Raw genomic sequence first — 13,434 nt, forward strand, 5'->3', positions numbered from 1 at the left:
TTTTTACTCTTAATCCAATCTTTTTGATTGAAGCCGCAAAGCCACAGAAAAAACACAGACGAGTCAACACTCCCCAGTCGTCCTTTATCTGTGAACGGGCTTTTCTTTTTAGGTACTAAAAAGTAAGATAATTATTATTCCCTGACTTGAGTTGAGCCAGGTACGTTATCACATTTTGTTACTTCCCACCCTAGCGTTTGTTTTTTGACGCACCACTTCAAGTCTCTGACGCTGAGGCTTTCAGGTAAGCTCTGTGAGGGTCAGGGCTGACGCAGAGTATTTAGGTTCATACACCGACCTATCCAATCATTACACGGCGTTACCACTAGATCCAGAAAAATTTTTCAGCCCTTCTTCTCCCATTTGCAACCTAAACTCGCTATATGTATAGAAATGTATCTTTTTCAGCTTGGAGCAATTTGAACTAATGAAGCGGATCATTCAAGGGCTACATGAATTCCAGACCAATTACTTTAACACCCACCGTGACCTATTTGAGCTGCTCTCTCAAGGGCAGCAGCCGAGAGTTTTGTTCATCACCTGCTCCGACTCCCGGATTGACCCGAATCTGATTACCCAAACAGAACCGGGTGAAATGTTCATCATCCGCAATGCTGGCAACATCATTCCGCCTTATGGGGCGACGAATGGGGGCGAAGGAGCCGCCGTTGAGTATGCGGTTCATGCTTTAGCTGTTCAGGACATTATCGTCTGCGGTCATTCTCACTGTGGAGCCATGAAAGGGCTGCTGAAAATTGACAAGCTTGCGGATGAAATGCCAACGGTTTACCAATGGCTAAAGCACGCTGAAGCCACCCGTCGGATTATGAAAGAACATTATCAAAACTATGAGGGTGAAGAACTGCTCAATGCCGCGATTGAAGAGAACGTTCTCACCCAATTAGAAAATTTGCGAACTTATCCAGTTATCCAATCTCGACTCAAAAGCGGACAAATCCAACTTCATGCTTGGGTTTATGAGATTGAAACGGGACAAGTTTTAGAATACAACCCGACCACGGGTAAGTACATGACGCCTCAAGCGATGTTTTCTAGGGCTGCATGGATTACACCCGAACAGCAGGAGCGCATCTACAAAGGGTCTCATAAATCTTAACGATAGAAGTATGAAAGATAAAGTATGAAGTGTGAAGTATGAAGTATGAAACTATTTTTATCCTTCATCCTTCATCCTTGTAAAGCCATAGCAGTTGATTTGAGGGTGGATAAACCCCTACTCACTTGCAGGGGAAGTTCGATCCAAAACTCTGTGCCTTTACCCGGTGCCGACTCACACCTGAGGATACCCCCGTGATTCTCCACTACAATTTGATGGCTAATAGATAGCCCCAGCCCCGTGCCTTTGCCAATCGGCTTAGTGGTGAAAAATGGGTCAAACAGTTGTGATTGAACTTCTGGAGCTATGCCTGGACCATTGTCAGTAATTCGGATCATGACGTGAGAACAAGCAGAATTGACGCTCGTCTGGATCGTAATACGACCGTGGTGATTAGGGGCTTCCTCTAGTGCATCAATGGCATTGCTGAAGAGGTTCATAAATACCTGATTGATTTGTCCGGCATGACACTTCACCGATGGCAAGTCACCGTATTCTTTAACCACTTCAATGCCAGGGCGATGATAGCGAGGTTTTAAGCGATTTTGCAAGATGAGCAGAGTACTATCAATTCCTTCGTGAAGATCGACGGCTTCCATTAACAATCGATCGCAGCGAGAAAAGTTACGCAACGACAGGACAATCTGGCGAACGCGATCCGCCCCAACTTGCATGGATTCTAGAACTTTTGGTAGGTCTTTGAGCAGAAAATCCAGGTCGATCGCTTCAATTTTGGCCTGTACCGGTGGATGGTGTTTCCCGTAGTACTCCTGATAGAGCTTCAGCAACGCTAATAAATCTTCGACATAGTCGCTGGCGTAGCGCAAATTTCCATAAATGAAGCTGACGGGGTTATTAATTTCATGAGCGACACCAGCAACCATCTCACCAATACTTGAAAGTTTTTCAGTTTCAATGAGCTGGGCTTGAGTTCGTCGCAAGTCCAGTAAGGCTTTCTCTAACTGTTGAGCATGAGCTTGAGCAGCAGCGGTGGCAGCACAACTTTCTTGATAGAGTTGAGCCTGATACAGTTCCACTTCGAGCTGAGCCTCATCGCTTTCTTTGTGATATTGACTAACTAACGCCTCCAAAGCGTCAAGCAGGTCTTTTTCTGAAGCTGTCAGAATAGTGGTTAAATGGGGATTATTTAAGGTCAGTTCTGAGCTAGGGGTTTGAGCCAAAGCTCTAACTTGAGAGATGTAGTGGCGAATTTGTCGGTCAAGATAGAATGGGGCTTGAAAATAAATAGATTGGATTTGCTCAGAGGGTTGTCCTGGTAGCCTCATCTCAGCATCTCCATGAATCAACCCATTGTGTGATTTTTCCATATAGTCAATCGCTGCTAACATTTTTTGACGCAGCTTTTCCTGTTCCCCTGGGTCTTGAGTAGAAACGAGTTTCAAGGCGAACAAAGCCGCTCGTTGGGACAGCATCCGCAGGCGACCACTAATATTGATTACAGCAGCATTAATTTCCCGTACTGAGATAATTTTATCGAGGTCGAAACAGAGCGCCAAAGTAATAATCGGCAGCAATTTTAAATAGCATAAATTTCCGAAAATACTAGCACATCTTAATGTTTTCTGCATAGTTCCTCGAAAAAATTGATGGGATCACTTGATTCAATCAGGCAACAGATCTTGCCGCCCAAAAGCTGAGTTATTTATAGTCAGCAGGGGAGCGATGAGCGTGATCGAAAACTCTCTAACTCATTAATAAATTGTGCGTGACTTAGTCGCCAAGTTTTGTCCTTCTCTATACAGAGCCATACAAGTCAATGCTATAAAATATCTAGAGTTATTAACAATGTATTTACCATTCCTTTAAATTTTGACGGTACGAGCTTGGCGTTTTGGGTCGATGATCATTGTTTCATCAAAGAACTTGCTGAATCGGGATTTCGATCCAAAACTCAGTCCCATGTCCAGGTGTGGAAGTACAAGTCAAAATTCCGTGATGGTGTTCTACGATAATTTGGTAGCTAATGGATAATCCTAATCCGCTACCTTGTCCAACGGGTTTAGTGGTGAAGAAGGGATCGAATAACTTGGCCTTGACGGAATCGGTCATGCCAGGGCCATTATCAGAAATTTGGATCACGACTCTTTGGGAGCTTTGCCGGGATAAGGTTTCTGTTTGGGAACTAGTAGAGGTAGGATGCTCTGCGATTGCCTCTGGTAAAGCCTTTTGGGCGATTGCACCGGGTGAGTCTTCTGTAACAGTAGGAGATTCACAATACTCTAAGATTCGGGTACGGATCGTGATGGTAGGCGAAGGATGAGGGACAAATAGAGAGGAATGTGGCTGAATGCCAATGTCTAACGGTTTAAGCGCTTCAATGGCATTAATCAAAATGTTCATAAACACTTGATTGAGTTCTCCGGGATAGCACTCTATGGGAGGCAGGCTACCGTATTCTTTGAAGATTGTAATTTCCGGATGTTTCCCTTTTGCCTTTAACCGATGTTGCAAAATCAATAAAGTGCTTTCAATCCCTTCATGCACGTCAACTTTCTTCATATCGGCTTCGTCAGCCCTGGAGAATTTCCTCAAGCTCTGGACGATGGAGCGGATACGATCAGTTCCCCGCTGCATGGAACCCAGCAATTTAGGCAAGTCGGTGGCGATAAAGTCGATGTTAATCACCTCAGCTTGCTCGGCAATGGCGACAGGCGGTACGGGGTAGTGTTCCTGATAAAGGTGTACTAGGTTGAGCAAGTCGTAAATATAAGCGCCAGCGTAAGCAAGATTGCCGTGAATGAAGTTAATCGGGTTGTTAATTTCGTGAGCCACACCAGCCACGAGTTGTCCTAAGCTAGACATTTTTTCGCTCTGCACAAGCTGGGCTTGGGTCATGCGTAGTTGATTAAGCGCACGTTCTACCTCTTGGGCTTTGGCTTGAGCCTCAGTCGCGGCTTGACGAGCTTTGGCGTAGAGTTCGGCCTGATCGAGGGCAATTGCCAGTTGGGCAACAACAGCCAGTAGCAGTTCTACCTCGCTCTCATCCCAAGGGCGTGAACCCGTACAGTGACCGCAGCTAATCACCCCAATCGCCCCGCCATAGGTCTTAATCGGTATGGATAAGACTGAGGTGTAGCCCATGTTGAGTAAGAACTTTCGCAAGCGAGGATTTCTGAACGTCTCGACTTGATCAATTTGAATGATTTGCCGATTGAGCAGTTGCTCCGCAGACAGCCTCACCTGAGTCATGGTGTATCGACCAATATGGCTTTTGAGGTTGGGATTGCTGGCTTCATGGACGACCTCCCAATACGGCTCACTCTCATGGGGCATATACCACAAAAAGTGGCATCTGTCAATTTGAAACAGGCTGCGAATGGACTGGACTGCGGTTTCCAGGATGATATCCAGTTCGAGGGAGTTGCGGATTTGATTGGCTAACCCAAATAGGAGGGATTCTCGACGGGTGAGGAGTTCTGAGCGTGCCCAATATCGATCAATAGCAATTGCGATCGCATTAGCAACCCAACTGAGCGTATCACGGGCTTCTTCGGAAAGGGGGTGATTGCCTAACACCGCCATAACGCCCATCAATCGGTCTTCCACCACCAGGGGGTATCCCGAAAAATGAGGGCAGAGTGAGGATGGGGAACAAGAGGTGGACACATTAGTCCCAGCCTCGTCAGAAGTCCAGTAAAGTTGACGGGTTTGTGCAACTAAATTGATCAGGTCAGGTTGTAGAGGGAAATGTTGACCGGTCGCGACTTGCTGTTCTAGCCTTTGTGAGGCCGGATTTAATGTCCATATCGTCGCACTGCTGGCGTTAAGTTGTTGCACCATGGCCTCGGTGCAAAGTTGGAGAATTCTCAGTAAGCTTCCACCATTGGCGAGGGCAATCCCCACTTCGGCGGCGAGACTGGAGAGACGCGAGCGGTTTAACAAGCCTGCTTCTGCTTGTTTCCGTTCCGTGATATCGCTAAAGTAAACCGATAAACCCCCTTCGTAAGGATAAGCACGTACTTGTAGCCATAGCTGTAATGGGGGATAAAATTCCTCAAATTTGATGCTGGTTTGCTCGGCAACTGCTCGACGATACTGCTGTTCAAACTGGGAATCGACGGCATAGGGAAAAACTTCCCAAAGACTCTGACCTAATAATTCTTCAGCACAGCGGGATAAAAATTGCTCAGTTTTGGAGTTGATGTAGGTGAATCGCCACTCGCGATCAACGGCAAAGAAGGCTTCAGTAATGCTTTCTAACAGATTGATCCGATCGCGGTTAGCTCGGTGTAACTCGGCTTCCGCTTGCTTACGCTCCGTGATGTCTTCGATCACGCTAATGCAATATTGGGGAACTCCCGACGGTTCCCGCACGAGGGACACCGTCACCCTCGCCCAAATCAAAGAACCCGTTTTGTGGACGTAGCGTTTCTCAAAGTGCAGGGTTTCCCTCTGGTTGTTAAAAAATTCGCTCAGGTAAGCCTGAGTGGCGACGCGATCCTCTGGGTGGGTAATTTCTATCAGGGTTTTGGTGAGTAACTCTCTGCGCTTATAGCCGATGATGCCGCACAGTTTTGGGTTGACTCGCAGAAATTGACCATTGGCTGCGACTTGAGCAATCGCCACATCCGCTTGCTCAAAGGTGGCTCTAAACCGCTCTTCGCTCTCATGTAATATGGCTTCAGCTTGCTTGCGCTCCGAGATATCAATCACAACGCCATCCCAAAGGATATCGCCATTGGCTTGTAATTCCGGTCGGGAAGCGGCTTGAATCCATTTGACTTGCCTGGACGCTAGAATAATCCGCCCTTCCCATCTCCAAGGTTGTAGCCTCTTGGCGGAGCAAGCAACAGAGCGATTGAAACGGAGACGGTCATCGGCATGAATTAAATTAATTAGTACTTCAGGATTTTGCTGAATTTCTCTAGGCTCTAAGTTGCAGATTTCGCGCACACCACCACTCACAAACAGGAAGGACATCGAACCATCCGCTCGCCGCAAACATTCAAAAATGATGCCTGGAACGTTAGCCGTTAGTTTCTGGAGCTGGCGTTCACTGGCTCGTAACGCTTCTTCGGTCTGTTTGGGCTGGGTAATATCACGCGAAAGAGCTACAATTTCTGTCACGGCTCCTGTATTGGGATGACGAATGGCGTGGCTCGTGGTTTCCAACCAGACATATTCACCGTTTTGACGACGAATGCGGTAGTTGAGGCGTTCGCTCGCTTCCTGGTTCAGGAGGTTGGCGTGGGATTTTCGGAGCGCAGCTACATCTTGAGAATGACAAAAGTCGTACACCGAGTGTCCGATTAGCTGATCAGGTGCGTATTCTAGGAGCGTGCAGTAAGCGGACGAAGCATATAAAAAAATACCTTCGGATGTATATTGGCAAATTAGTTCGCTGGAGTTGGGAGCGACGAATCGGTAACTCGCTTGACTGTCGGCGGGACCAGCCGCTTGTTGGCGATGCTTTAATTCCTTAGGCTTGGGAGCATCCTGCTCTGCTAAGGGAGGTGTTAATGCACTCGATGCCGTGGCTCGGTTACCCTTAGGCAGTTCTGGTGATACTATGGCTGCACTATGGCGAATCCCTAATTCGCTAGCGGTCACGCTCAGGGGATAGCTACTCTGGCAATTTTCCTTGGACGTCAGCTTTAGCTTCACGTCTAGGGCTATAGCAACTAAATTGGCGATCGCACTGGCAAAGTTTTCATCTTGTGGCGTCCACGATGGGGCGGTTGCGGTGAGATGTTCGTAGCAGACAACCCCAACTATCTTTTCATGGAGCCAAATCGGGGCATCTAAGCGATTGGCAATCGCCACTGGCTTGAGATGGTGGGGTGAGGGGGTGAGAGGGCGAGTGGGTAAAGCTGGACGCCCCTCAGAGGGGGTGAGGTGAGGTGAAGCGTGAAGAGTGCCCCCTCTCCCTCTGTCCTCCTGTTCCTTTGTCTTCTCGTGGGGTGAAGCACTTCCTGGCGAATGGGAGTCGGTATTTTGGTCATATACCTCAACACACTCCATCTGGGAGCGGTCTTTGTTATATAACCACACGCTGACGCGCTCTACCTCAAGAGCATCAGCCGCCGAGGCTGAAATCTGCTCAATGATAGCTTGGAAATTTTCACGGTTGAGCGTCTGCGCTTGGGTCAGAGCCATGAGTACCTGACTCTGTTTTTGCAGGCGCTGAATGCTCTCTAGGGGCACATCAAAGGCGAGTTCGCCTGACCTCGTAACGGACTTTGCCTGTGCCTCAGCAAGGCGCTTGCGACGCCGGAATACAAGTGTTAGCAGTACGACTAGCACGGCAGTCGAGAAGCCAGCCCACTGAATACTCCATCCTTCTAGGGGGATCAATTGCATTAACCAGATAAAACTCCCAATGCTCACACTCCCAACAAGCAGCCAGTGGAAACGAGAATCACGTTTTTCTGGAATGCTGCTGAATTGCTCTACCCGTTGAACAGAGGAGTCATATGCTCTGTTCACAATGCTTACTGTAATGCCATACGCCAGTTTTAGCTCGGGAAGGGGCAGCTTGTTGGTACTAGTCGTTCGCATATTTGATCCCCATTCCAGATCTTTAGGAGATTTACACTCCGAGTATTAGTACTCACCTCGCCGTTTAATGCTATGCACTTGCCTGTGTGTTCAGGAATTGAGATCCCTCAACAGTTGCCCTCCAATAGGCTTGGAACCCCAATGAGCAAGTTTTTCTTCTCTTGCTTGCCACTACTTTTTATTTCTGCCTTCCTGATGGATGACGAAAGATTTAAATGGCTACTGGGGAAATTGATTTTCCTCTCACTAAAGGATTCGTTGTTGTGTTTGAAACAACCGTAATAGGCAAGAAAACATCAAAACGCCTAAGTAGTAGATGCCCTAATCTGTTACCCCAACTCTGGCAAGTGATTGTTCAACTCAGCTCTTGCCGTAGCGAAAATAGGAAAATAGCTTGGCTACTATTTATTGAACATCTTTGAGGCTGCTGCACCTCGGGTTGGGCTATATAAATACCATAAAGGTTGCTTAAGTAGCAAATACACCGTAAAGATACGGAAAGTATATGTATTACAAATACAGATGAAATAACCGTAATTGTACGGACTCCTGTACTACATTAAATCACATTCAGAGAATTATCTGAGCAGGAATCCTACTGAGTTTGGTAAGCTCTATCCGGGTCTCGAAGGTTTTTTCGAGTGGTGCATGTGGGTCAGTGTGTGAGATGTAGAAAAACTACGTAAGGCTCATATTATAACTGTGGTTTGCGGCTTTCAGATCGGCGACTAGTGCAGGGCGGCGAAAGTTCCCCACCAGTCAGGTGAAAGGAATGGGGGAGTAGGGGGCAATGCCTCCTTACTAAAGCTCCGAGGCAGGCACCCGGATCATGGGGGAGTATGTCAAATCGACAGACTTAATTGAGAACCCCCCTCAGTTTTGCGGACTTCAATTCGCGTCTGGAACGCCTCTTTAAACTGCGGCATATGCGTTACCGTCAAAATACAAGAGAAATCAGACGAGATCGCATTGATCGCCGCAATCAAGCGATCGCATCCTTCCGCATCCTGTGTGCCAAACCCCTCATCGACAATTAACATTTGTAACGATGTCCCCGCTCGTTGTGCCAACAGTCGCGCTAAGGCAAGACGAATGGAAAAGTTAATCCGAAACGCTTCCCCCCCAGAGTAAGTTTCATAAGGTCGAGTACCATTCGCATCAGCAATCAGAATATCGAGGGTATCAATTAGTTTCGTGGTTTTCTTCGATGCCCTACGCCCTGCTCGTTGCGTAACAAATTGAATATGTAATTGATTTCCTGTCAGTCGTGCCAGAATGTGGTTGGCTTCTGCCTCCAATTGAGGCAAAATATTCTCAATCATCAGGGCTTGGATACCATTCTTACCAAAGGCGATCGCTAATTCCTGATGAACGCGATATTGCCGTTGCAGCTCTTGAAATTGTTTGTATTCATCCTCATATTGCGTTTGGAGCGATTCCAATTGAGTCAATTGCTGTTGCAAACGCCCCTGAAAAGCAAGATGTTCATCGAGTTGTCGTCGCCGTTGTTGCATCCCTAACTCTAAGGCTTGAATTTCTGGCGTGGCGTCGGGATACTGTTCAATTTGCTTGACAATATTCTCAAGTTGCGATTTAGTTTCACCCTGTTCAGTGCGTCGTGCTTGTAGTGTCTGCATCAGCGCTTGCAAACGTTGGCAAACTTGGGGATATTGCTGCTGAGCAGACATAACTTCCTGATAACGCAGTTGCCAGGATTGGGCTTGACGCACCGAAGCTCGCAGGGCGTTATGTTCAGCTAAGTTATAGCCGATTTGTGTCATATCCAGGTCGAGGGCATCGAGTTTCTGCTTGAGTTCAGAAGTCGTTTGCAACTCGTGCACTGAAGCCTGGAGGGCATCAAGCTGAGCTTGGAGTTGTGGCTTCTTGTCCTCAATTTGACGCCGACGTTTGAGCGCGTCTTCCAGCTTAGCTTGCTTGATCTCTGCCCAGCGCCAACGATCGACCTCGCTGCGTGCTAGGGCGTGGGTTTGTTCACTGTAGTTGAGTTGCTGTAACTGAACCTCGATTTGCTGTAATTGTGCCTGTAACTCGACTGCGTAAGCACCCGCATGAAGCGATCGCTCCAGTTGTTCCTTTTCCTCGGAGAGTTCATACAGCCGATCATAAACTTCGTCTGTCGCTTCCAAGCGGGCTTCCAATTGTCCTCGTTGTTCCAGTAATTTTTCATAAGGAGACAGTTCTTGCGAGAGTTGGGCGTACTCATGTCTGAGAACCTGTAATTCTCGTTCGCAGACAGTTAGCTGTTCTCGCACCAGCCAAAATTGCTCTTGAACGCCCTGGTGTTCGCTAACGGTTTTCTGAATGACGTGATGAGAGTGTGCTTCATCCAGAGGGCGATCGCACAAGGGGCAAACCGCATTCTGCACTTGCAGCATCTCCATTTTTTGCGTGAGTTCTGCCAACTGCTTCTCATAACGGCGTTGGTTTTCCTGCAAGCGTTCTTGAAAGTGGCGTCGTTCGAGTCCTTTCTCCTGCACTCGCTGTTGATAAACACGCTTTTTTTCGAGCTGTCCAATTTCTGCACCCACTTGTAGCACGGTTTGTCGCAACTCAGGAGTGACAGCAATTTGTGCATTGAGCTGTTTCTCAGAAGAATACAGTTCTTCTAATCTGGCACTGAGTCGAGCTTGGGCGCGATCCAGTTCAGTTTGCAGTGAGGTGCTGCGTTGCAGTAGGGGAGAGACTTCCAGTTGCAAATGATCCAACTCAACCAGGCGCTTGCGAGCCAGGTTCAGTTGCTCCAGGGCGGCGGATACTTCCCCGGAACGCGAGAGTGCATCCTGAATTTCTTGTTCTTGAGGGCGCAGGGCTTGGAGTTGAGCTTGTGTGTCGCGGATTTTTAAATTCAGTTCGTTAATTTGTTGCGTTAGCTGTTGTTGTAGTTGTTGTTTTTGCTGTTGGGCTTCTTGGTAAGCCTGAAATTTGGCTGTGAAAATTTCTTCTTGCTGTTGCAGGCTGATGTATTGGGCATAACCGGCTTTGATGGACTCTTCTTGACTCAGAAGGGTGGCGAGTTGCCGTTGTTGCGCTTCGGTTGCGGCGATGTCTTGAGTGAGGCGATCGCAATCTTGACTCAGATTCTGATCTTGTTGTCGCACAAAGGTCAACTGTTGTTGCCAGGTGCTGCGTTGGCTTACAACGGCTTGCAGTTGTTGCAGTTGTTTTTGGTCTATATCTTGGGCTTGTTGCAGTTGTTGGAGAGTCGCTTTGAGGAGAGTTTGTTGTTCTAGTGTCTCGTCTCGTTGTTCCAACTGTTGCTTAATGGTCTGCAAACTTTGCTCTAGTTGTTCCGCTTGACCTTTAAACTGTCGGGATAAATCTTTAGCCTGCTCTGCCAATGTTTCATACTGGTCGAGCTTCAGTAAGTCAGCCAGAATTTGTTTACGTTCACTCGGACGCCTGAGCATGAATTCATCGGCTCGACCTTGACGCAGGTAAGCCGAATTAATAAATGTGTCGTAATCCAGTTTTAGATGATACAGAATTAACTGTTGGGTGGCTCGGACTCCTTTCTCGGTTAAAGAGCGGAAGCCTCCTGCTGTCTCAATTTGAAATTCTAGAGAACTACTTTGTCCCCGGTGGCGAGTGCGAATAATGCGATGGGTTTGCTGGTTGTTTTGAAAGATGAAATCGACCCGGACATCTTTCGCGCCGGCGTGGATGATATCATCTTCTGATTCAGCACGGCTTTGCCCCCAAATCACCCAGGTAATCGCTTCGAGAAGGGAAGATTTCCCCGCGCCATTCGGCCCGCAGATACAAGCTGTATGCAGACCGCGAAAGTCTAGAATGGCATCGCGGTAACTGAGGAAATTTTTTAATGTTAGTTGTAGCGGAATCATTCAGGCTTTAATGCCTCACACTTTGTCATGAGAAATGATGAGTACATCTGCACCTTGCCTAGTTTATCTACGTAATAATGAGCTTTCTAGCCCTTGCGTCTTTAACTTTACAATTATTAATAATCCCCTGAGAGTCTCACTGACTGGCGGATACAATTCGCGGATAGAAAACGAAGTCCTCCGCCTGAGTTTATAGAAGGACGGATTTTAAGAAAGCAGCTTTATTAATATCGATCCTTTCTGAAGGCTCTGATTCGGTGCCATTCACCGCTCAACCCGATGATCCCTCAACCGCGAACCCAGTGATGGGATTGAATGAGCGTCGCTGAGGAGAAATTCACCTCTCTAATGACAGAGACTCGCTTACTGCTACAGAGTGATGAATTTGTCAAACTCAATGAGCAAAATGAAACGGTAGCTAAGCGCACAAAAATGACTCTGCGTGATTGCAGGCTCATGTGTGCTCAACCAGAAGGAGGAAAGCATGACTGTAGGACGAATCCAACGGGCTGTCGGCATTTTTTCTAACCGTCGCGATGCAGAACACGCGCTCACTGAGCTCAGAGATGCTGGTTTTGACATGAATAAAGTATCTGTCATTGTCAAAAACGCAGACCCCAATGACCAAATTGGCGGTGCTGGTGTGAGCGATGGCAAAGAAGACCAAGTTGAAGGCGGAACCAAAGCCGGAGCAACTGCCGGTGCCGTGACGGGAGGTTTAATTGGTTTAATCGGCGGCTTGAGTTTGTTGGCCATTCCTGGAGTCGGCCCTGTTGCAGAAGCGGGTGTTCTTCTGGCTAACACTCTTTTAGGGGGTGCCATTGGTGCTGCTGGTGGTGCGCTTGTGGGAGCACTCCTTGGTTGGGGAGTTCCGGAAGATAAAGCTAAATATTATGGCGATCGAGTTTCCCAAGGGGATTATCTGATTATCGTAGAGAGCACCGCCGAGGACATCTTGAGAGCCGAAGCGATTCTAGATAATCGAGGGGTTCTAGATTGGGGTATTTATGATGCCGATGCACCAACAACAATGGGTCCGGGTGCGGGTCGAACGGGTGTGCTTTAGTGTCGATTAAGAATTGATAGCAATCCTACTGGGTAGCCTGTTGCTGGGAGAAAAAGTGACAGGCTCTTTGTTGCTAAACATTAAATCAACAATAATACAACTGTACTGTGGGAAGTCCCCGTTGTAAAATCACGGCACGGGAATACCAAACGATCAAAAAAATACCGACAATCATGGCAAAAGCTACAGTACAGTATACGACCAAGGATTTAAGAGAACTGGGTCTATTTGTTGAAGTTCAAGGGCGAACCGACAATGATAAAACTCGACAAAAAGCCCTCGAAGAAATTCAACGCCGCATGGATGACCCAGACGATGCGACCCTGAACCGAGAAAGCTTTGCCGATGGGTTGAGCACTGAGGATTTAATTATGGTCGAGCCACCCACCACTGACTCTTCAGAGGATAATGAACCAGAGGTGATTCAGGCCGTTAAAGCGATCGCCACTTTAGCTAGTTTAAGGGGTTCCTTGGAAGATGCTTATAAAGGCGCAGCAGAATTACGCCCTGTGATTGAGGCGTTATTTTCTCCAGAACCACTGACACCAGAACAGATGCAGCAGGCAATGGATAAAAACTTTTCCAAAACTTTAATTAAGTTTGCCGAAGCCAGAGCCGCTCATGATAAATTTCTGCCTACCGCCGAGCAAGCGTGGGAACTTTTAGCACCCATGCTCCCCAAAGACTCCAAAAACAGTGAGTCTCAGATGAATGAGTCAGAGGCTCAAGTCACCTCCCAAGAATCCCAGGCACCGCCCAAGGATGCTAAAAATGGCAAAAAGACTGCAACGTCGTAACTGTTGCCAAGTCTAGATTATTCAAGACTCCGTCCTCGTGTAGCAGGGCGGAGTCTTCAGGCATTTGTTGAT

General features: G+C 47.5%; 6 protein-coding genes. 3 read left to right on the forward strand and 3 right to left on the reverse strand.

What is annotated here, in order from left to right; translation table 11 throughout:
* Positions 1–427: 427 nt before the first annotated feature.
* Positions 428–1,117, forward strand: a complete 690-nt coding sequence (locus tag NDI48_01785; protein MEP0829931.1) for a carbonic anhydrase — start codon at positions 428–430, stop codon at positions 1,115–1,117.
* 71 nt (positions 1,118–1,188) lie between these two features.
* Here the strand turns inward: NDI48_01785 and NDI48_01790 are convergent, their stop codons facing one another.
* From NDI48_01790 to sbcC, 3 genes are all read right to left on the reverse strand, one after another.
* Positions 1,189–2,706, reverse strand: a complete 1,518-nt coding sequence (locus tag NDI48_01790) for an ATP-binding protein (GenBank protein MEP0829932.1) — start codon at positions 2,704–2,706, stop codon at positions 1,189–1,191.
* Positions 2,707–2,992: 286 nt separating this feature from the next.
* The gene (locus NDI48_01795) at positions 2,993–7,564 is read right to left on the reverse strand and encodes a PAS domain S-box protein (GenBank protein MEP0829933.1); all 4,572 of its coding nucleotides are present in this window, start codon (positions 7,562–7,564) and stop codon (positions 2,993–2,995) included.
* 914 nt (positions 7,565–8,478) lie between these two features.
* Positions 8,479–11,499, reverse strand: a complete 3,021-nt coding sequence (gene sbcC / locus NDI48_01800; GenBank protein ID MEP0829934.1) for an exonuclease subunit SbcC — start codon at positions 11,497–11,499, stop codon at positions 8,479–8,481.
* A 484-nt stretch (positions 11,500–11,983) separates the two neighbouring features.
* On the opposite strand from sbcC, the gene NDI48_01805 reads away from it, so the two are divergent.
* Both NDI48_01805 and NDI48_01810 read left to right on the forward strand, forming a co-directional pair.
* A complete protein-coding gene (locus tag NDI48_01805; protein MEP0829935.1) occupies positions 11,984–12,565 on the forward strand; it encodes a general stress protein in 582 nt (193 codons plus the stop codon).
* Positions 12,566–12,738: 173 nt separating this feature from the next.
* Positions 12,739–13,362: a hypothetical protein gene (locus NDI48_01810; GenBank protein MEP0829936.1), complete on the forward strand. Its 624-nt coding sequence runs from the start codon at positions 12,739–12,741 to the stop codon at positions 13,360–13,362.
* The last annotated feature ends 72 nt before the right edge of the window (positions 13,363–13,434 follow it).

The sequence above is a fragment of the Microcoleus sp. AS-A8 genome, assembly GCA_039962225.1.
GTDB lineage: Bacteria > Cyanobacteriota > Cyanobacteriia > Cyanobacteriales > Coleofasciculaceae > Allocoleopsis.